We start from the raw sequence: 20081 nt of genomic DNA, 5'->3' as shown, positions 1-20081 counted from the left end.
GAGGAGACAGCCCGAAAAGACAGGCTCAAGCCATGGAAGAGGCGGCAGGCGCCAACGGTCAACCCCCGTCCTGCGCCTCGGTGAAGGGATGGCTTCCATGGCAACGGAAGCTTCGGAGGTGACGGAGGCGCGGCGTCTGCGGGTGTGGGCGCTGGCGCAGGCACTCAAGGCGCACGGGTACGCGGTGGAGGTGGCCGAGTCTGACCCGTTGCTGGCGGTTCCGGCCGTGTTCGGGTCGCCGGTGGTGGTGCGGTGCGATCGGCGGGCGGTCTGCGGCGGTGAACTGTGGTTCGCCTTCTCGGGCGGTGGTGCGATCGCTCCGGCCGATGACGCGCACCTGCACGAGGTGGTGGTGGCGGTGAAGGGCAAGCTCGCCGCGCAGGCCGATGGGTAGGGGTCCCGCGTTCGGGGCGGTCACGTGGTACGGGCGGGCCACGGGGGCATGGTGGGCGCTGGTCCCGTCGCCGGAGGGGGCGCGGCTGGTGGAAGCGGCCAACCCGCGTGAGCTGCGGGAAGCGCTGGAGAATCCGGCGGCCTGGCCATGGCCTCAACAGAAGTTCCTGATGCGTCCGTCTGGCCGGTGACGGGAGGAGAGCGGCGGGGCTACCTGGCTCCCTGCGATGACGCCAAAGCGGCGGCCGAACAGGTCGACGCCGTTCTCAAACACCGCATGTTCCTCGGCACCTGGTAGGCCGCAAGAGGGACGAATCCTGTGGGGTGGGGCTCGGGGATTGTCCCTCGTTCCCGGTGGTGACGCGTGGCTCCGGCTGGGGAGTTTGAGCCGCTCGTCACTGCCCGCCCCGTCTCTCTGCTTCGCCCTCGTGGCAGAGAGGCGGGGCCGTTTAATGACTGCTGCGCGGTGAGTTGAGGGCCGCGGCTTCCCTTGCGTGCTGGCAGGGTTGGGGCCGGTCGATGGCCGTAAGGCCACCCCGTAGGGGCGACCGCAGGGAGTCAGCCGGCGCCGTTGCGGCAATTCCGTCTTAAGCGTCGCCCGGCGTGGAAGCCGCTGCCCGGTACCTGTGCGGCCTGCTCTGCGCGGGGGCCTGCCTGGGGTTGCGCGGTGCGGTGGGTGCGGGCCGTCCACGGTGGGGCGGGGCGGTGGTCGGGGCCGCGCCGCGAACGGCGCCCCAGCGCCGCACGCGCAAGGCGCGGCGGCCGTCCACGGTCCCGCCCCGCGGTGGGCGGGACCGGCCACGCACCCCGCCCCCGCGCTTCACTCTGTCGAGATCCGGCCCATGTGTGTCGGCTGTGCCGCGCGTTGAAGCTGGACGGTTCCGGACTTGCGCGGGGGCGGGGCCTCGTAGCCTTGACCGGCGGACGGGCGGCACCTGCCTGCCCGCAATGGCCCGTCCCGAGGCCCCGCGCGGGGTCCCCGCGCAAGTCGGGAACCGGCCTGCGGCACTCGGCCCGGCTGAGGTGCCACGGATCTTCCGGACAGGCCCCCAACTAGAGTTGGGTGGAACCGGAGAGGAAGGCAGTTGGCGAGACAGAGGCGGCATTTCACCCAGGAGCACAAGGACGAGATCGTCCGCATGGTCCTGGACGGCCCGCGCCCCATCGCTCATGTGGCCCGGGAGGTCGGGATCCACGACACCACCTTGGGCAATTGGGTCAAGGAGTACCGCAGAAGGCACGGCGGGGACTCGTCCGCCACCTCGGCCGGCGAGCCGAAGAGCCCTCGAGAACGAGAACTCGAACGCGAGGTCCGCAAGCTTCGCGAAGAGAACGAGTTCTTGAAAAAAGCCGCGGCCTTCTTCGCGAAGGATCACCGGTGAGCGCGAAATATGAGTTCATCGACGCGGAGAAGGCCGACCACGCCATCGTTGACATGTGCGCCTGGCTGCGGGTGTCACGGTCGGGGTTCTATGAGTGGCGGACCCGGCCGTTGTCGGCGACCGCCGAACGCCGGGAGCGCCTCAAGACGTTGATCGAGGCGATATTCGCCGCCAATCACGAGACTTACGGCCATCGGCGTGTCCACGCGGTGCTGGCCCGCTCGGGCGAGGAGGCCTCGCTGGAGTTGGTGCGGCAGCTGATGCGCGAGCTCGGACTCCAGCCGGTGCAGCCGCGGCCGTGGCGGCCGGTCACCACCCTGGCGGGCGATCCGGGCGCGATCCCCGACCTGGTCAACCGGGACTTCACCGCGGCGCGGCCCGGGACCAAGCTGGTCGGGGACATCACCTACATCCCCACCTGGGAAGGGTTCCTGTATCTGGCGACGGTTATCGACTGCCATTCGAAGATGGTGGTCGGATGGGCGATGGCCGACCACTTCAAGACTTCACTCATCACCGCTGCGCTGGATTCCGCGGCGGGAAGCATCCGCATCGAGGAAGGTTGCATCTTCCACTCAGATCGTGGGTCGAACTACACCAGCGATGAGTTCGGCCGGCATCTGAGCAAGAAGTACAAGATGCGGCGCTCGGTCGGCAGGACCGGTGTGTGCTGGGACAACGCAATGGCCGAATCGTTTTTCGGAGCGTTGAAGAACGAGTGGCTCAACCGTATGGTGTTTGCCACACGAGCCAAGGCCCGCCGTGCGGTTGTGCAGTACATCGAGGGCTTCTATAATCGACACAGGCTTCATTCCGCGAACGGGTACCGGACACCGCTTGAGGTGCATGCCCAGTACCTGAGTCGGCAGCAAGCGGCGTAGATCTGCCCGCAGATCACCGATCAAGAAGCTGTCCGGAAAACGCGTGGCCCCTCAGGCCCCGTGCGCGCGCCCGCTTGCGGGCGCCTTGATCCTGTAATGAAACTCCTCGACGCCGGGTGGTCCGGGCTAGCTCGCCTTCGGTTCCTGGTCACGTTCGGTGATCTGGTTCCGGATGGCCCGTGCCTGCTGGATGCGGTTGCGGGCTTGCTCGGCCCAGAAGTGTTCGCCGTGCATGAGGCCGCTTCCGAGGTACTTCCATTGCCCGGTGGTCACGGTGGCGCGGTCCGGGTCGGGCTCGGGCCGTCCTGCGGCTTGGTGGGCCGCTTGGGTGGCGTGGTCGGCTCTGGCCTGGCGTAGCTCGGTGAGGGTGACCGAGTACCGGCGGGACTTGGAGGAGAAGTGCCCTCCGTACCCCAGCATGTGAGCCCAGTTGCGTAGCCGTAGGTCGTGGTACTCGGGTAGGTCGGCCAGTGCGAAGCACGTCCAGATCATGCGGCGGGCGTGCTCGGACACCTTCAACGAGTTGATCTGTGTGGCGTACCGGATGGGGCGGTCTGCGGTGCCGGAGTCCTCGGCGCCCTTGGTGGCGTATTTGGCGATGTAGCGGGCCACGTGCTTGTCGGCGATGCCGTCCAGCTCGGCGGCGACCTGGATGGGCTGGATGTCGAGTTGGCGTCCCCACCGCAGGACCAGCGGCGGGCTGGTCCCGTCCGGGTGCGGGGCCGGTACCTCGACCTGTGCGGCGGCGGTGCGAAGCGTCCGCTGTAGGAGTTCGGCGGTGGCCCATGCGGGCGGGGGCTGGTCGGGGCCGTCCGGCCCGTCCAGGCGCACCACGGCGTGAAAGTGGATGAGTCCGCGCCGCTGGTACTCGATCACGCGGGCGTAGGACAGGCGGGCCTGCTGGCGTAGGGCCTTGTGGGTGATGCCCAGCTCGGCCGTGATCAGCCGGGGGACGGTGAGGGTCAGGCGGCGCCACAGCTCGGGGGCGTGGGCGTTCCACAGCACGGCGGCGGGGTAGTCGTAGCAGTCGGCGCAGATTGGCTGCCCTGCCTGCGGGTCGTCAGCCTGGTGCCGGGCTCGGCATCCCTCCGGGCGGCCGTGCGCACACACCGGGTCGTCTCGGCGGGGTCGGCACGGCTGGGTCTTCCCGGCCTTGGCCCGGTGGGCGTGGACGGCGCCGAACGAGGGCGCGGTCAGGGTGAGGAACACGCGCGGGTGCCCGCTGACCTCCTCGGGGACGCCCTTCCCACCGGTCAGACCGGAGATGATCAGGTGATAGGTGTCGTCCCGGTAGACCTCGGCGCACGCGGCGCAGCGGGACGCGCGGCGGTTCCCACACGCGGTGATCAGGAACCCGGTGGGCTCGTCGGCGGTCGAGTAGGACTCGATCAGCTCGCCGGTCTCGCCGTCCAGCGTGATCCGCTCGCCGCGCAGCCGGATCGGCTGCTCGCACCCTCCCGCCGAGGTGATCATCTGGTGCCAGCGCTCAAAGTCCGGCATCGCGGCGCGCTGGACGGCGGCCGCCAGTTCGGGCGGCAGTTCGGGCATCTGCGGGGCGCTCATGCCGCGTCCCGCAACGGCTCGGCGTCCTCCTGGGGCTGCTGCCCGGTCTGGTCCTGGGCGAGCAGCTTCACGCCGAAGATTGCTTCGATCTTGCTCCATTTGGCGTCTGACCAGTGCGGCGATGTGCTGGCCTGACGCTTTCCCCATGCGACAGCTTCCGGGCTGGGCTTCAACCCGTGACTCCTCTCCCTGGCCACAGCTAGGGAGCGCGCAACGATCTCCGGGACTGAAGACACGACCTGCGGGCAGGCTGACGCCTGCTCGTTCCGGTCAGTGCTTCGCGCGAGCGGCCTTCTTTATGTGCCGTGTTAGCCAGGGCTTTCTAAGTTGGGAGAGCCGTTTCGCGGGGCGAACCCCGCCCGGGCGCGACCCCGGTCTTACGTGCCGAGAGCCCACCCCGGCGATCTGTGTATTTAGTGTGTGTGTTCCGGCTTTCCGCTTTGTCCGAGGTCACCTCGCGGGACCCCTGCGACGGGAGCCGACCCCGCCCACCACTCGCATGTCTCGAAGTCGCTGGATGCGGCTCCGGTCTCCACTGTGCCACGCACACGCGAAGATCAAACCTGCGAAACCGCCTTGCCCGTAGGGGTTGCCGGTGTGTGTGGTTGTCCGTGGGTGACCGTTGACGTCCGGTAGCGTCCGCTGGCGTCTGGCCGCACACGACTGAAAGTGGCGTAGATCACACAGCCAAAGGCCCCGGTCGGTGCTCATCTCCGGGGCCTCGGCGCTGGATGCGGGTCAGTCCTCACGCCAGATCGGCTCAAGGAGATCGGGGTTGAACTTGGATCGGCTGCCGTTGCCTTTGCCGACTGGGTGGATGATCACGGCGTGAAGGGCTTCCCGGATGTACGCGCGCTTCTGGGAGACGTCCAAGCGGTCTTCGTCGTCCTCCGAGTACCAGCGGCGGCGGATATCGGTCATGTCAGCGGCGGCGCGCTGGGCGGTCAAGGCGTAGCGCTCTCGCTCGGTGCGTAGGCGGGTCTGCTCGCTCTCAAGCGCGGGGATCTCCTCGAAGAACAGGGCGTTGCTGATCTTGCGGGCGCGCCACTGTTCCCGGAGTTCCTTGATCTGGTCCTCTACGCCTATGAGGTCTTGTTCGCCTGGCCACGGGCCGACCTCTCGGGCGGCGGCCGTGCTTTGCTCTTCGAGCTTGGCCAACACGGCTTCGGAGATGAACTCGTCCACCTTGTCGCCTCGGCGGCCCAAGCCTCCGCATCCTCCCGACGCCTTGGGCGGGCACGTGTAGATGTGCTGCACGCAGTCGCGCTGTCGCGTCACGCGTAGGCGGGCACCGCACATCGATCCGTCCGGACGGAGACGTCCGCAGCGGAGAAAGCCCGTCAGGAGGTGCTTGTGCTCCCTGAAGTCGTGGGGGAGTGGGGCTCCCGCACCGTTGGCGTTCACGGCCTTGCCCTTGCGGGCGGTGAAGATGGCGTTGACCGCCATCCACTGATCGGGGGTGATGATGGCGTCCCACTGCCCAACGATCGGTTCGCCATCCGTGCCTCGGACGAGTTCACCGTTGATCATGCGCCATCCGCAGAGGCGCGGGTTCTGCAGCATCACCTTTAGGGATGTGGTGGTCCACTCCCGGCCGGTGGTGGTCTTGACGCCTGCTTCCTGCCATCTCCGCACGATGGAGTTGAGTCCGCGTCCGGCAACGAACTGCTCGACGGCCTTCGCCACAAGTGCGGCCTCGTCGCGGTCGAGCGTGCGCCGGTCGTCTTTCCACCCGAACGGGCGGTTGCCGCCGGCGGGCGGCTCTCCGGCGAGCGCGCGGCGGCGGTGGTCGTTGCGCATCCGGCGTTGCATCTTCCGGACCTCCATCTTGGCGATGACGGCACCGATCAAGCCCATGCTCTCTACGTCCTCGCTGTAGAGATCCTTGGGGCCGCGCTGGTCGGCGTAGACCCGTCCCTCCCGGTAGGTCAGTGCTTCAACGAAGCGCTCGTAGTCTCCGGGGCGCCGGACCAAGCGGTCTTCGACCATGACCACGGTCCCACGGATGGCGCGGCCGTCCTGAAGCTTCCCGGTCCGGAGTGCGCGAAGCATGGCCTCGAACTCGTCCCGGACGACGCCACTCTTGGCGGCTGACTTGTCGTTGTCGGTGTACTCCGCGACCACCGTCCAGCCGAGTCGCTCGGCGGTCTGCCGATTGACCTTGTGCTGATGCTGGATGCCGTGCTCGTCGCGCTCTTGGTCGGCAGAGATACGCGCGTAAGAGACGACAGGGAGGATGTCACGCTCGGTCACGCTCACCGGAAGCTCCGTTCTATGGCCTAGGACGAAGTACTACCACCAGCAGTACCTGGCCAAAAACCCCAACGGCTACTGCGGCATAGGCGGCACCGGCCTCTCCTGCCCCATCGGCGTCGCCCCCGCCGAGTGACCTCCCAACTGCTGGCCTCTCCGGGGGAGGCCACCCGGAAGGCGCTGTTCCAGACGAGCACTATGCCTGCGCCGGGCTGCACCTGAGTCGGCAGTCGCGCGTACGCCAGGATGACTTTGGATCCCTCCAGGCGCACGCCCGAGGGCGTGCGCCTGGAGGATCGGCTCTTCAAAGTCTTCGCTGCCTCTCCTGGCCGCCGAGCTGAGGCAGCCAGTGTTCGGGAAATGCGCTGGTTCCGCTGTCGCTGGAGGTAGGCTGTTTCCCGAACAACAGGGGGAGACGTGGATGAACAGCCTGCACCTCGGAGTGAAGCGGACGTCCTTCGTACTGGACTGACCGCCCTGATCGACCGCCTGCCGGATGGGTGGTCGGCAAAGAGGCTGGATGCAGCGGCCGCTAACCACGAGGTCGATGCGATCCTGCAGGTGGCTGCCCCAGATGGTACGTCCGGCCTGCTGCTCTTGGAGGCCAAACGAGTGGTGGAGGGACGGGACGTAGCCGTACTGCGGGAGCGCTTCTCTCGTATTCTTGATCACTTTCCTGGTGAGAGCGCTGTGATAGTTAGTCGGTACCTGGCGCCGGTGCTCCGTGACCGCCTCACTAAATCAGGGCTGTCCTTCGTCGATGCAACAGGGAATGTGCACCTCGTCCTCTCTCGGCCGGGCCTGTACATCACGGACCGAGGAGCTGACCGTGATCCCTGGCGAGGGCCTGGGAGACCGAGAGGCACGCTGAAGGGTGCTCCGGCTGCCAAGGTTGTTCGCGCGCTCCTGGATTTTAGGAGGTCGTGGACAGTTCGTTCGCTGGTAGAGATATCGGGTGCGTCGACGGGGTCCACATATCGGGTGATTGAGTTCCTTGAAACCGAAGGCCTGGTGACGCGAGATAAGCGAGGAGAGATAGACGTTCCCGACTGGGTGGCGCTCCTGCGAAGGTGGAGCGATGACTATGGATTTGTGCGAAACAGCAATGTCACCCGATGGATTGCAGTACGCGGCCTTGCAAATTTGCTGAGCAGGGTTGCTGAAAGTTCAGTGCAGTACGCTGTCACCGGAACGCTCGCTGCGGAAAATTGGGCACCGTACGCCCCTGCCCGCTCCGCAATGATCTACGTAGCTCATGCGGATCATGCCGCTGAGCAGTGGAACCTGCGCGAAGCTGATGCTGGAGCGAATGTGATGCTGGCTGAGCCGGAAAGTGATATCGTCTTCGCTCGCGCCAAGGCCACGCGGGCGAATGTTGCGATCGCGGCGCCCTCTCAGGTCGTTGTTGATTTGATGACTGGCCCGGGCCGTAGTCCATCCGAAGCTGAGGAACTTATTGAATGGATGGTTCGAAATGAATCTTCCTGGCGACGATGAAGACGACCTTTTGGTTCGGTCTCGATCGGCGCTTTTGGACGCCTTGGAGGCTTTGGATGTCTATCGGGACGCAGTAATCGTCATTGGTGCCCAAGCGATCTACCTTCGTACCGTTCGTTCCACGGTGGCGCTCGCGGAGGCTACCAAGGATAGTGATCTGGCTCTTGACCCGAGAAGGCTCGGGCCAGATCCGCGCGTCGAAGTCGTTATGGAGCAGGCTGGGTTCTATCGAGAGACTGACGGCGGTCAGCCGGGCGCGTGGCGTAATCCTGCCGGAATCCCTGTTGACCTCATGGTCCCAGAGGCTTTGGCTGGCCCGGGCTCGAAAAATACCCGGGGAGCGCGTATCCCCCTCATGACCGTCGGGTCGCCCGTCGGGCGAAAGGTCTTGAAGCATCGGTTGTTGACAACTCATTGCTGGAAGTAAAAGCTCTGCACCCCCGTGATGCACGTAGATACCATGTGAAGGTTGCTGGAGTCGCGGCGCTACTTGTAGCGAAGCTTCACAAAATCTCCGAACGTGTCGACAAGCCTCGCCGGCTGAACGATAAAGATGCTCACGATATTTATCGCGTCATGATTGACTCCGAGACGGAGGAACTTGCTGAAAGGTTCCTGCCGCTACTTGGCGATCCGATCAGTTCGGGACCTACAAAAGAGGCACTCCAACACTTGTACGATCTTTTTGCGGTGGGTCCGAGTGCAACGGGGTCGGCGATGGCCGGTCGTGCCGAAGAAGGGATCGGCGAGCCTGAAACTGTGGCTTTGGCCGTCTCATTGCTGGCAGCTGATGTTCTTGCGGCAATCGAAGCTCGATGAGAGTTTATTTCGAACCTATGTGAGAACCACTGCCACCAGCAGTACCTCTCGGACAATAAAAACCCCGACGGCTACTGCGGCATAGGTGGAACGGGCCTCGCCTGCCCGGTAGGCGTCGCCCCCGCCGAGTAGCTTCTGACCTGCTACGCAGTGGTCAAGCGGCGTAGGTGTCGAGCACCTCGCGCACTTCGGGGACGTCCCGGTACGGCTCCAGCTCCGGCTGGGGAGTTCGAGCCGCCCGTCACTGCCCGCCCCGTCTCTCTGCTTCGCCCTCGTGGCAGAGAGGCGGGGCCGTTCAATGCGCCATGGGTGGGCCGTCCACGGTCCGCCCTGCGCTGGCCACACACCCGCCCCCGTGCTCCCTCAGTCAAGATACCCCTGAGCACGTCCAGCGGGCCGACACCCTGATAAGCGCATCACCGCCCGGGGGCGCGGATCGGGCCGGCCCACCCTCCGGGGCGCCCACTGTGCCGCGGCTCTGGGCCGTTTAGTGATTGGTTTTGCTCGGTTGATGCCCCGTAGGATAACGATCATGGCTTGTCGTATTTCCGAGCTGATAATCCCTTGCCGGGATCCGCAACGGCTGGCGGCGTTCTGGTGCGAGGTGCTGGGCTTCATCGTGCTCGACACCGAGGACGAAGGTGCGGTGGAGATCGGACCACAGGAAGGGTTCGGTGGATTGCAGCCGACTCTGGTCTTCAGCTCCACCACCGAGCCCAAGGTGGGTAGGCTGCGGCTGCACTTCGACGTCAACGCCACCGACCGCGATCAGGACGCCGAACTCGAACGCCTCCTGAAGCTCGGGGCGCGCCCGGCCGACGTCGGCCAGACCGGTGAGGAGCCCTGGCACGTCCTGGCCGACCCCGAAGGCAACGAATTCTGCCTCCTGCGAGCCCGCCTGAGTTGAGCATCGCCCTTGAGGGGTTCTGATCCGGTTCCCTTATGCGGGAGCGGCGAGGGGGCCTCCGGTGAGGAGCGTGTCGAACGTCCTCCGCAGTGCCTCGGAGTCGTTGAGGTGCGGGAACGGCTCGTCCGGGACCTCGGCCCCGAGGAACGAGCACAGCGGGCCCCAGCCCTCGCGGACGTCGAACACCAGCAGCCTGTCCTCGGGGAGGCCCGCTCGGACGTTCTCGACGTGCCGGTTGAATGCCGCGACCGCCTCGTCCTCGCTGAAGGCGTCGTCCTCCGCCTGCCAGACCTCACCGAGGATGTCGCGTCCGATGCGGTCCAGGACGGGACGCAGCCGCTGCATGGCGGTCGCGACGGGACGCGCGGCCTCGGGCAACTCCTCGGCGTTCCGTACTCCGGAACTGTTCGCCATCAGGTTGCCGAAGCTGGTGTGCCACCCGCGCGGATCGCGGACGGTCAGCACGACCTTCGCGTCGGGGTAGGCGTCGGCGAGCTCGCGCCAGAATCCGCTGGACGGCCAATCTTGGCTGGAGGAATAGCCGGCGAGGACACGGTCCCAGTCGAGCCGCTCGCCGTCGGCGGCCGGAAGCCATCGATCGACCTGGTCGGGGTTCGTGAGGATTTCGTACATGTGGTGGCAGGGGCCGAACCCGAGCCGCTCCAAGGCCGCCTTCATCGATGTGGTCCCCGTGCGCGGCAGCCCGGCCCCGATCACTTTGAGCATGTTGACGCCTTTCGCTTTCGGTAGGCAGCACCGCCCGGCGCCGGGGTCCCGCAGCCCCAGAAAAGCACGCTTCGGGCGGCGTTTAAATTGACGCTATGTCGCACTTTAGGAAGATTCAATTGCCAGAATTGTGTCTACGGCGACATGGTCATGTACTCGCCTTGATATTGACTGGTGACCTTTACTTGTGAAGAGTAAATCCCGTGAGGAAGGAGTGACTTTGTGTAGCCGGGTAAGGGCGGGGGCGAGTTTCGTCCGGTCGCCGTGCGCTCCCGTGCTGGTTGCTCTGCGAGATCCGGTGGGAAAGACAGGCTCGGAGTCAGCGCGGTATGTATCGCCGGTCGATCCAGATCGACAGAGGTCGGTTTCGGTGACGGCTGCGCGCTTGGCCCGGCCGTGCGGGGGCGTAGGGTTCTGGCCGTGCCGGATGGTTTCGATCTTGCGAGTGAGATTGCCGCGGGGGTGCAGGACAGGCACCGGGCGTGGACGTTCATCCAAGAGTTCGCTCGGGCGTGGTCAACGCCGCTACGCGATGGCGACGGCTACGACGGCGGGGAGTTGGACGCGGCCGAGGAACGGCTGGGTTTCCCGTTCCCGGCGGCGCTGCGCGAGGCGTACACGCTGTTCGGTAAGCGTGCGGATCTGTGCGCCACGATGCACCGCCTGGAACCGCCCGGCGGGTTGTACGTGTACGAGGACACGGGCCTGGTCATGTACCACGCGGAGAACCAGGGCGCCTGGGAGCGGTACATCCGGCCGGCGGATCTGCACATGGACGATCCGCCGACCGCGCACTCATGCGACCGGGGTCATGAGGAGCACGCGACCGGTGTCGCCTGGACCGAGCGGCTGTCCATCGCGCTGATCGACATGGTGCTTGAGGAGACGTTGTGGGGTGGGGCCGCGCAACTCTCTCTGCGGGGGGAACTGCTTGAGGCGGAGATCCCCGCTGTGGAGCGCCAGTTCGTCCGGCTGGGGTTTCCGCAGCTCCCCATAGAGGAGTCGCCGTGCACGCTGGGGCATCGCTGGTATGCGGGAGAGGACGTGCTCGTCTGTGTCCAGCCATACCTTCCTCTGACGGAGGAACAGGAAGCCCTGAGAGCACCGTGGGGTCGTCCTCGGAGCCGGGCCGGCTTCATCGTTCGTGGCCGGACGCCGAAGGCCCGTTGCCGCCGCGTACAAGTCCCTGCCCGCTGAGTGCTTTTCCCAGGCGCAGAGGCGGTGGCTGACCGAGGGCGCCGGCCATGGCCTCGGTGACAGCGACGACTGTGAGTGAATTCCGCAGAAGGAGAGGATCGGCCCATGGAACTGAAGGCGGGGTTGCGGGCGGAGACGTCCCTGGTGGTCGGGGAGGAGGACACCGCCGTTCATGCGGGCAGCGGGGATGTCCCGGTTCTGGGGACGCCCCGGTTGGTGGCGCTCGCGGAGGCGGCGACCGTTGAGGCGGTCGCGGGCCGTCTCGCCGGCGGGCGGACCTCTGTGGGGACGCGCGTCGAGATGCGGCATCTGGCGGCCAGCCCGGTCGGGGCGCGGGTGACCGTCGAAGCGGTGCTCGAAGAGGTCGACGGGAAGCGGCTCGTGTTCGGGGTCAGGGCCGTCGACGAGCGCGGTGCGGTGGGGGACGGGCGTATCGAGCGGGTCGTGGTGGATCGGGAGAGGTTCCTGGCGCGGCTTCAGTAGGGAAGCAGGCGGCCTGACGGGGTCCGCAGATCGGGCTGGCTCGGTTGACGCGGGGGCTTGGGGCGCTTGACGAGTTGCTGCCGTGCCATGGTGATCACCTCCCCCCAACGGGCCGGACTTAACCGTGGTCACCTCGTAGTACGTACCGGGCGCCTGCGCGGTTTGCTGAGCTTATGCACCGGACACTGGAGGTTCGACCGATTTTTGGGAGATGTCGGTGGCTCGGGGTGATCGGATGATCGCGGATCGTGCCGGAAACTCAGGAGACTATGTCGCGGGTTCGGAAGCGGTGGAAGGCCAGGGCGAAGAGGATCACGGCGTACGAGAGGGAGATCGCGGCGCCCTTCGCCATGCCCGTCCACTGGATCTGGGGCTGCAGGGCGTCCATCCACGCGTACATCCAGTGCGTCGGGAGGAAGTCGCGCCAGGAGCCGAGCGCGGTGACGGCGTCCAGGATGTTGCTGACGATGACGAGGCCGACCGCGCCGCCGACCGCGCCCAGCGGCGAGTCGGTGGTGACGGAGAGCAGGAACGCCAGGGCCGCGACGACGAGCTGGGCGATCAGCGAGTAGCCGATGATGATCGCCATCCGGCCGAGCGCGGTGCCGACCGGGACGGTGCCGCCGGTGGGGAGCGCGATGTCGCCCCAGCCGAAGCCGACGGTCCCCGCGACCAGGGACATCACCGGCAGGCTGACGACCGCCACCACGGCGTAGGAGAGGGCGACGACCAGCTTCTGGCGCAGCAGCCGGGCGCGCGGCACGGGGGCGGCCAGCAGGTACCGCAGCGACGACCAGCCGGCCTCGCTCGCCACGGTGTCGCCGCAGAACAGGGCGACGGCGACGACCAGCAGGAAGCCGGTCGCGGCGAACAGGGTGAACAGGGCGAAGTTCAGCGCGCTGGACGTGGCGACGCCGACCAGGCTGGGAACGCCGTCCGGGCCGGGGTCGCCGCCGAGCTTGAACGCGAGCATCAGCACCCACGGGAGGACGAGCAGGATGCCGAACGCGACGAGGGTGCGGCGGCGCCGGAACTGGCGGACGGCCTCGACGCGCAGGGGCAGGGTCCGCCGGACGTTGTAGGTCGTCATGGGGCCTCTCCGATGAGCTCCAGGAACGCGTCCTCCAGCCGGCGGCCGGAACCGACGATCTCGCTGACGGGACCGGCGGCGACGCGCCGCCCGCCGGCCATGACGACCGCGTGCGTGCAGGTCTGCTCGACCTCGGCGAGCAGATGGCTGGAGACGATGACCGTGCGTCCGGCAGCGGCGTACCGGACGAGTACCTCCCGCATCTCGCGGATCTGGGGCGGGTCGAGGCCGTTGGTCGGCTCGTCCAGGACGAGGAGGTCCGGCAGGCCGAGCATGGCCTGGGCGATGGCGAGCCGCTGCCGCATGCCTTGCGAGTAGGTGCGGACGGCCCGGTCCAGGGCGGACCCCAGGCCGGCTATCTCCAATGCCTCGTCCAGGTGGGCTTCGTCCGAGGGGCGCCCGGTGGCGCGCCAGTACAGGTCCAGGTTGTCGCGGCCGGAGAGGTGGGGGAGGAACCCCGGTCCCTCGACGAAGGAGCCAAGGCGAGACAGGACGGGCGCACCGGGAGTGACGCGATGACCGAAGATGCGGATCTCGCCTGAGTCGGGATGGATGAGGCCCATGAGCATGCGCAGGGTCGTGGTCTTCCCAGCGCCGTTCGGGCCGAGCAAACCGAGAACCTGGCCCTTCTCCACACGGAAAGACAGGTCCGCCACGGCGAGATGGCCGTTCTTGTACGCCTTCGTTAGGCCCGATATCTCCAGCGGGACGTCGCTGTCGGTTTCAGCGGCCCGCCTGCGGCGTCCAGGCACGAGGATGGCGGCGGCAACGGCGAGCGCGACCACCGGCAGGACCCACACCCAGGTGGGCAGGGGCGGCGCCGCAGTCGCCAATGAGGGGACCGTGGGGACGGACAGCGGCGACATCACCTGCACCTTGTAAGACGAAGGCTTGGCAGGTGTCGCGAACCCCATGTCGGTCGTCGCGATGACGAGACGCAGGCGGTGGCCGCGGTCGAAGCGGTAGTCCATCGCCGGGAGCGTCACCGTGACGTCCTCGCCCGACACCCGGAACGGTGCCGCGAGCCGGCGTGCCGGGATCGTGCTCCCGTCCGGCGCCACGTCGTAGAGCTTGGCGAACAGCGGGCCGTCCCCGCGCACCTTGAGCCGCACCGTGGCCGCCCCGGTCAGCCGGACCGGATGGTCCAGCGGACGCGTGTCGAACGCGGCCGTCTGCCCCGGCATGTCCGTCGGCAGCGACCCGGCCGGTGAGCCGGCCCCGCCCAGGGAGCCGAGGGACCCCAGCGCGCCCAGCCCCGGCATCGCCGAGATCGACGCCGGTGACCCGCCCGCCGGATTGAAGATCGTCTGCTCGCCGCCGGACAGCGGCATCGCGACCGGATCACCGGAAAGCCCCGGATACCGGGACGTCGTCGCCTCCCCCACGACGATCTCCTGCGTGGCGGAGTCGAGCCCGCCCGCCCGCGTCACCGTGAAACCGTCCGGCGAGGGTGCGGAGGTGTGCCGCAGCCGCGCGTCGAAGAAGTCGCGCACCAGCCCCTCGACCCGCGCGGTCTCCGGGTCGCCGCCGTCGTGCCCGCCCTGGAACCACACCACCGACACCGGCGCGCCGCCCGCGGCGATCGCGCGCGCGTTGGCGTCGGCCTGGTCCAGCGGGAACAGTGAGTCGGACTGCCCCTGGACCAGCAGTGTCGGCACCTTGATCCGGCCGGTGACCGAGGCCGGGCTCGACCGCCGCAGCGTCGAGATCGCCGACTCGGTCGGACGCCCCTTCTCCGCGACTTCCTGGTACATGTCGCACAACGACGGCAGGAAGCGCCCGCAGGCCGTCCGGCCCGCGCTGCTGGTGAAGAACAGCCCCGTCCACAGCTTCTTGAACACCCCGTCCGCGGGCCCCGCGCCGGTCGCGGACGGGAACAGCGCGTCCGGGAGGCTGTGCCAGGTGATCTGCGGCGCGATGGCGTCCACCCGCCGGTCGTACCCGGCGGTCAGCAGCGTGATCGCGCCGCCGTACGACTGCCCCGCCATGCCGACGCGCGGATCGCCCGGCCCGTCGAGGACGACCTCCGGACGCTTCGCCAGCCAGTCGATGAGCTGCCGGGTGTCCTTGACCTCGTAGTCGGGCGAGTTGAGCGCGATCTCACCGCCCGACCGCCCGAATCCGCGCGCCGACCAGGCCAGCACCGCGTACCCCGCGCGGGCCAGGCCGCGCGCCTCGCCCTCGACGTCCCGTTTCGATCCGCCGAAGCCGTGCGCCAGCATGACCGCCGGGCCTCTGGCCCGCCCGACCGGCCTGTAGAACGTCGTGTCGAGCGTGACGCGCTGGTCGTTGCCCGGCCCGTCCACCACGCTGATGAGCTGGTCGGAAGCCTGGACGCGGGGGGCGTCGCCGGCCGTGAGCCCGAAGGCCGCGCCGCCCGCGAGCAGCACGGCCGCCGCACCGCCCGCCGTCCACCGCACGGCCCGTCCCGTCCTGCCCCACCGCGCCCGAACCGCGCCCGCCACCCTCATGTCCTGCACCCTATGCGCGCCGCGCCGCCGCAGGCTCCGCCCATGAGCCGATCTTCGCTGCTCCCGCCGCCGTACGCCGGGCCGCCCCGCTACACCGCGCGGCGTACCGGCGGGGCGAGGGCGGCGGTGAACATGGCGGTGAGGCGGTCGGTGAGCTCGGCTGGGTCGGCGGCGCGCAGGTCGCCCAGGCCGACGAGCCGCCGGACGGGCCCGCCGCCCATGATGATCGTGGACGCCAGCAGCGCGCGGGCGCGGGCGTCCGGCCCCTCCAGCTGGGCGACCATCGGCTCGACGATCACTTCCTCCAGGTAGTGGAGCAGGATCTCCTTGACCTCGGGGTGCCCCGCCGACCGGTCGAGCATCCGGGAGATGGCGGTGACCGGACGCGGGTCGATCTGCCGGACGAAGTGCTCCGCGAGCCGCCGGGGCAGCCCCTCGGGGTCGCCCGCGATGACGCCGCGGATCACCGACTCGCCGGCCAGGACCTCCCCGAACAGCGCCGCCTTCGACCCGAAGTACCGGTTGACCAGGGCGACGTTCGCCTCCGCCCGCGCCGCGATCATGCGGACGGTGACGCCGTCGTAGCCGTGCTCGCCGAACAGGTCGCGGGCGGCGTCCAGGATGCGGCGCCGGGTCGCCGCCCGGTCCCGCTTCGGCCGCCGCTCGGCCGTGCGCTGCTCCTCGACCTGCATCCCCATCCCCGGCTGTCGCTGACGGTCGGTGCCCAGTATCCACCGAGTTGCAAGTAAACAAGCGTCTACATAAGATACCTGCACGACACAGGTAATTCCATTGGCATGGGGGCAGGGTGGCTCAAACCAGCGTGGCGTCGCACGACCCGGCGGCGTCCGAGCCGGCGAGACCGCAGTACACGCACCGTCAGATCCTGGAGATCCTCGCCGGCCTGATGATGGCGATGCTGACGTCGATGCTCTCGACGTCGGTCGTCGCCACCGCCCTGCCGACGATCGTCGGCGACCTCGGCGGCCAGGACCAGCTGGCCTGGGTCGCCAGCGCGTCACTGCTGACGATGACCGCGTCCACCCCGCTGTGGGGCAAGCTGTCGGACATCGCCGGGCGCAAGCTCATGTTCCAGACCGCCCTGCTGATCTTCGTGCTGGCGTCCGTGGCCGCGGGACTGTCGCAGAACATCGGCCAGCTCATCGCGGCCCGCGCGGTCCAGGGCCTCGGCGTCGGCGGCCTGTCCGCGCTGGCCCAGGTCATCCTCGGCGACGTGGTCGAGCCCCGGCAGCGCGGCCGCTACGCCGGATACATGGGCGCGGTGTTCGGCGTCGCGACGGTCGCCGGGCCGCTGCTCGGCGGGTTCATCGTGGACGCCGACGCCCTCGGCTGGCGCTGGACCTTCTACGTGTGCGTCCCGCTCGCGGTCGTCGCGTTCCTCGTCATCCAGAAGGTGCTGAAGCTGCCGAAGGTGACCCGCGACACCAGCGTGGACGTGTTCGGCGCGGTCACCATCACCGGCAGCGCCGCCCTGCTGATGCTGGTGCTGTCCATGGGCGGGACGGAGTTCGCGTGGAACTCCCGGTGGACCTACATCCTGCTCGGGGCCGCCGCCGTCCTGCTCGGCCTGGCGATCGTCGCCGAGCGCATCGCCCGCGACCCGATCCTGCCGCCCCGGCTGTTCCGCAACCGGACGTTCGTGCTGACGTCGTTCATCTCCGTCTGCGTCGGCATGGCGATGTTCGGCGTGATGATCTACATGCCGCAGTATCTGCAGATCGTCAAGGGGATGAGCCCGACGGCGTCCGGCCTGATGACGCTGCCGCTCGTCCTCGGCATGCTCGTCACCTCGACCGGCTCCGGGCAGATGGTGACCCGGACGGGCCGCTACAAGCTCTTCCCGGTGCTCGGCATGCTGTGCATCGCGATCGGGATGTTCCTGCTGGCGCAACTGCACACCGACTCACCGAAGCTCCTCATCGGCGCGGACCTCGCCCTCCTCGGCACCGGCATGGGCCTGACGCTGCAGATCCTCATCCTCGCCGCGCAGAACGCCGCCGCGCCCGCCGACCTGGCCTCGACGACGTCCGGCGTCTCGTTCTTCCGGAACCTCGGCGGCGCGATGGGCGTGGCCGCGTTCGGCGCGATCCTCGCCAACCGGGTGGCGGCCGAGATCACCTCGGGTTTCCGGGCGGCCGGCATCCCCATGCCGTCCGGTGGGAGCGGCCGCCTGGGCTCGCCGGAGCAGATCCAGAAGCTGCCCGAGCCGGTGCACGGGATCATCCAGGAGGCGTTCACCCACGCGATGCATGCCGTCTTCCTCGTCGGCGTCCCGGTGGCGGTGATCGGCTTCCTCACGGTCCTCGCGCTGAAGGAACTGCCGCTGCGCGGCTCGGGAGGCCGGGGCGGTGCCGCCGCGAAGGCTCCCGCCGCGACCGCGGCCCCGGCCGCCCCGGAAGGCTGAGTCAGCGCCCCTTCAGGTCGTGGACGAGCCTGTTCGCCGCCGCCCGGTTCGGCGAGCCGGTCACGATGACCTTCCCGTCGGTGATGGCCATGTCGACGCGGGGCAGGGTGACGAGCCGGTCACGGACGACGAACGCGAGATCCCGCCCGACCGTCACGCGGGTCAGCTCCGCGAACGCGTGCCGGTCGACCGGCCGCAGCGTCACCGCCACGTCGTAGCCGCCCGGCTTCACCCGCGACTTCTGCACCCGCAGGTCGGCGACCTTGTGGATCGCGATGCCCTGCGTGAGGTGGTAGCACGTCGGGCCCGTGTCCCCCTGCCCGGTGATCCCCTTCGTCCCGGCGGGGCACGGCCCCGGCGTCGCCTGCGCGACCGGGTAGATGTGCAGCGGCGCGGCGAGCGTCACCGGCCGGGTTCGCATCGAGGACGCGATCAGCGCGCCGGTCACCACGACCGCCGCGATCAGCAGCCCCAGCGTCAGCACCATGATCAGCAGCGCGGACCGATGCCGGTCGGCGGCCCCGACCTGCGCCGCCGGCGCCCCCCGCGCCCGGCCCGGCCGCCGCCCGGCCCGGCTCCGCTTGACCTCGGCCGCCTCCCGCCGCCGCTCGGCCGCCCGCGCCCGCCGCCGCGCCGCCTCGTCGTGCGGAACCGCGAGCACGGCGGTGGTGGCCTCGCCGGGGAGCGCCGGGCCCGGCGCGGTGGGGGGATCCTCGCGCGGACGATCTCTGCTGCGGCGCGGAATGACCCGCATCGTCACCTCCCCGGCTCCATGATCTCCGCCAGTCTCTCAGGATGAGACGTGTCCCGCACCGTGTCCCGCCCGGAGATCGGCGAACGGGGGACGTGCGGAACCGTGCCCCGCCGGCCGGCGTTCAAAGCGCGGAAAAGGCCCGGCCCCGGGCGAGCCGGGGCCGGGCCTTGCGCGAAAGTGATCAGTCGATGCGCCAGGTGTCGCCGGAGCCGAGCAGCGCGGCCAGGTCGCCCTCGCCCTGCTTCTCGACGGCCTCGCCGAGCTGGGCCCGCATCAGCTCGTCGTAGGACGGGCGGTCCACGTCCCGGAAGATGCCGATCGGGGTGTGCGCGAACGCCGGCTGGTCCAGCCGCGACAGCGCGAACGCCTGCGACGGGTCCGGGCTGTGCGCGTCGTGGACGGCGATCTCCGACGGGTCGACGTCCGCGACGTTCACCACCTCGAACGACCCGGCCGGGGTGCGGCGCAGCGCCTTGTCACGGTCCGCGCCGAACACGATCGGCTCGCCATGCTCCAGCCGGACGGTGACGTCGTCGCGGACGGACGCGTCCTTCAACGGGGCGAACGCGCCGTCGTTGAAGATGTTGCAGTTCTGGTAGATCTCGATGAGCGCGGTGCCTCGGTGCCGCGCGGCGGCCCGCAGCACCGACTGCAGGTGCTTGCGGTCGGAGTCGATGGTGCGGGCGACGAACGTGCCCTCCGCGCCGATCGCGAGCGACAGCGGGTTGAACGGCGCGTCCAGCGACCCCATCGGCGTCGACTTGGTGATCTTGCCGAGTTCGGACGTCGGCGAGTACTGCCCCTTCGTCAGCCCGTAGATCCGGTTGTTGAACAGCAGGATCTTCAGGTTGACGTTGCGGCGCAGCGCGTGGATCAGGTGGTTGCCGCCGATTGACAGCGAGTCGCCGTCCCCGGTCACCACCCACACCGACAGGTCCGGGCGGGACGTGGCGAGGCCCGTCGCGATCGCGGGCGCGCGGCCGTGGATCGAGTGGAACCCGTAGGTGTTCATGTAGTACGGGAACCGCGACGAGCAGCCGATGCCGGAGATGAACGTGATGTTCTCGCGCGGGAGCTGAAGCTCGGGGAGGAAGCTCTGGACTGCGGCGAGAATGGCGTAGTCGCCGCAGCCAGGGCACCAGCGAACCTCTTGGTCTGTCTTGAAGCCCGGACCACCCCCGCGTACGCGGGGAGCATGGCCCGCCGGCACCTTGATGTTAACAGGAGCGTGGCCGCTTCC

At 68.6% G+C, this 20081-nt stretch carries 17 protein-coding genes and 3 pseudogenes; 11 read left to right on the top strand and 9 right to left on the bottom strand.

Annotation, left to right across the window (positions count from 1 at the left end):
* Window positions 1-97: 97 nt before the first annotated feature.
* The 3 genes and pseudogenes from ACQP1N_RS31065 to ACQP1N_RS31055 all read left to right on the top strand — a co-directional run bounded on the left by ACQP1N_RS31065 (window position 98) and on the right by ACQP1N_RS31055 (window position 2656).
* Window positions 98-394: a hypothetical protein gene (locus tag ACQP1N_RS31065; RefSeq protein ID WP_433227856.1), complete on the top strand. Its 297-nt coding sequence runs from the start codon at window positions 98-100 to the stop codon at window positions 392-394.
* A 1138-nt stretch (window positions 395-1532) separates the two neighbouring features.
* Window positions 1533-1667, top strand: a pseudogene (locus tag ACQP1N_RS31060) (transposase); the annotation flags it as partial.
* Entirely contained in the window at window positions 1607-2656 is a 1050-nt protein-coding gene (locus ACQP1N_RS31055; protein WP_433227855.1) for an IS3 family transposase, read from the top strand. The pseudogene ACQP1N_RS31060 and the gene ACQP1N_RS31055, both read left to right, overlap by 61 nt.
* A 126-nt stretch (window positions 2657-2782) precedes the next feature.
* On the opposite strand, the gene ACQP1N_RS31050 is transcribed toward ACQP1N_RS31055, so the two are convergent.
* The 3 genes from ACQP1N_RS31050 to ACQP1N_RS31040 all read right to left on the bottom strand — a co-directional run bounded on the left by ACQP1N_RS31050 (window position 2783) and on the right by ACQP1N_RS31040 (window position 6478).
* A complete protein-coding gene (locus ACQP1N_RS31050) occupies window positions 2783-4219 on the bottom strand; it encodes a replication initiator (RefSeq protein WP_433227854.1) in 1437 nt (478 codons plus the stop codon).
* Window positions 4216-4392, bottom strand: coding sequence for a hypothetical protein (locus ACQP1N_RS31045; protein WP_433227853.1), 177 nt, complete (start codon window positions 4390-4392; stop codon window positions 4216-4218). Before ACQP1N_RS31045 ends, ACQP1N_RS31050 begins: the two co-directional genes overlap by 4 nt.
* A gap of 565 nt (window positions 4393-4957) precedes the next feature.
* Window positions 4958-6478, bottom strand: coding sequence for a recombinase family protein (locus ACQP1N_RS31040; RefSeq protein ID WP_433227852.1), 1521 nt, complete (start codon window positions 6476-6478; stop codon window positions 4958-4960).
* A gap of 34 nt (window positions 6479-6512) precedes the next feature.
* Between ACQP1N_RS31040 and ACQP1N_RS31035 the strand changes: the two are divergent.
* The 5 genes and pseudogenes from ACQP1N_RS31035 to ACQP1N_RS31015 form a co-directional block, all read left to right on the top strand.
* Window positions 6513-6608: pseudogene (locus ACQP1N_RS31035) on the top strand (peptide-methionine (S)-S-oxide reductase MsrA); the annotation flags it as partial.
* A gap of 845 nt (window positions 6609-7453) precedes the next feature.
* Complete coding sequence (locus ACQP1N_RS31030) at window positions 7454-7969, top strand: type IV toxin-antitoxin system AbiEi family antitoxin (protein ID WP_433227851.1); 516 nt, start codon at window positions 7454-7456, stop codon at window positions 7967-7969.
* 462 nt (window positions 7970-8431) lie between these two features.
* Window positions 8432-8788 carry a hypothetical protein gene (locus ACQP1N_RS31025; protein ID WP_433227850.1) on the top strand — a complete coding sequence of 119 codons (357 nt, stop codon included), beginning with the start codon at window positions 8432-8434 and terminating at the stop codon, window positions 8786-8788.
* Window positions 8789-8821: 33 nt separating this feature from the next.
* A pseudogene (locus tag ACQP1N_RS31020) lies at window positions 8822-8920 on the top strand (peptide-methionine (S)-S-oxide reductase MsrA); the annotation flags it as partial.
* Window positions 8921-9320: 400 nt separating this feature from the next.
* Complete coding sequence (locus ACQP1N_RS31015; protein ID WP_433227849.1) at window positions 9321-9695, top strand: VOC family protein; 375 nt, start codon at window positions 9321-9323, stop codon at window positions 9693-9695.
* 33 nt (window positions 9696-9728) lie between these two features.
* Here ACQP1N_RS31015 and ACQP1N_RS31010 read toward each other — a convergent pair whose 3' ends face one another.
* Window positions 9729-10421 (bottom strand): sulfotransferase family protein, encoded by a 693-nt coding sequence (locus tag ACQP1N_RS31010; RefSeq protein ID WP_067794428.1) that lies wholly within the window; start codon window positions 10419-10421, stop codon window positions 9729-9731.
* A gap of 420 nt (window positions 10422-10841) precedes the next feature.
* Here ACQP1N_RS31010 and ACQP1N_RS31005 point away from each other — a divergent pair, with 420 nt between their 5' ends.
* Window positions 10842-11618, top strand: a complete 777-nt coding sequence (locus ACQP1N_RS31005) for a hypothetical protein (protein ID WP_433227848.1) — start codon at window positions 10842-10844, stop codon at window positions 11616-11618.
* A gap of 105 nt (window positions 11619-11723) precedes the next feature.
* Window positions 11724-12101, top strand: a complete 378-nt coding sequence (locus ACQP1N_RS31000) for a thioesterase family protein (protein WP_433227847.1) — start codon at window positions 11724-11726, stop codon at window positions 12099-12101.
* 259 nt (window positions 12102-12360) lie between these two features.
* Here ACQP1N_RS31000 and ACQP1N_RS30995 read toward each other — a convergent pair whose 3' ends face one another.
* From ACQP1N_RS30995 to ACQP1N_RS30985, 3 genes are all read right to left on the bottom strand, one after another.
* Window positions 12361-13191, bottom strand: coding sequence for an ABC transporter permease (locus ACQP1N_RS30995; RefSeq protein ID WP_433227846.1), 831 nt, complete (start codon window positions 13189-13191; stop codon window positions 12361-12363).
* A complete protein-coding gene (locus ACQP1N_RS30990; RefSeq protein ID WP_433227845.1) occupies window positions 13188-15662 on the bottom strand; it encodes an alpha/beta fold hydrolase in 2475 nt (824 codons plus the stop codon). The genes ACQP1N_RS30995 and ACQP1N_RS30990 overlap by 4 nt, the downstream gene beginning before the upstream one ends.
* Window positions 15663-15751: 89 nt before the next feature.
* Window positions 15752-16354, bottom strand: a complete 603-nt coding sequence (locus ACQP1N_RS30985) for a TetR/AcrR family transcriptional regulator (protein WP_067794537.1) — start codon at window positions 16352-16354, stop codon at window positions 15752-15754.
* Window positions 16355-16470: 116 nt separating this feature from the next.
* On the opposite strand from ACQP1N_RS30985, the gene ACQP1N_RS30980 reads away from it, so the two are divergent.
* On the top strand, window positions 16471-18087 hold the full coding sequence (locus tag ACQP1N_RS30980; RefSeq protein WP_067794420.1) for an MDR family MFS transporter: 1617 nt from the start codon (window positions 16471-16473) through the stop codon (window positions 18085-18087).
* Between the two features lies 1 nt (window position 18088).
* On the opposite strand, the gene ACQP1N_RS30975 is transcribed toward ACQP1N_RS30980, so the two are convergent.
* Both ACQP1N_RS30975 and ACQP1N_RS30970 read right to left on the bottom strand, forming a co-directional pair.
* On the bottom strand, window positions 18089-18841 hold the full coding sequence (locus ACQP1N_RS30975) for a SecDF P1 head subdomain-containing protein (RefSeq protein ID WP_433227844.1): 753 nt from the start codon (window positions 18839-18841) through the stop codon (window positions 18089-18091).
* A gap of 181 nt (window positions 18842-19022) precedes the next feature.
* Window positions 19023-20051 carry a 2-oxoacid:ferredoxin oxidoreductase subunit beta gene (locus ACQP1N_RS30970; protein WP_242608691.1) on the bottom strand — a complete coding sequence of 343 codons (1029 nt, stop codon included), beginning with the start codon at window positions 20049-20051 and terminating at the stop codon, window positions 19023-19025.
* Between the last annotated feature and the right edge of the window lie 30 nt (window positions 20052-20081).

This window comes from Actinomadura formosensis (genome assembly GCF_050948385.1).
Lineage (GTDB): Bacteria > Actinomycetota > Actinomycetes > Streptosporangiales > Streptosporangiaceae > Spirillospora > Spirillospora formosensis.
This window is presented reverse-complemented; position numbering and strand designations above follow the sequence as displayed.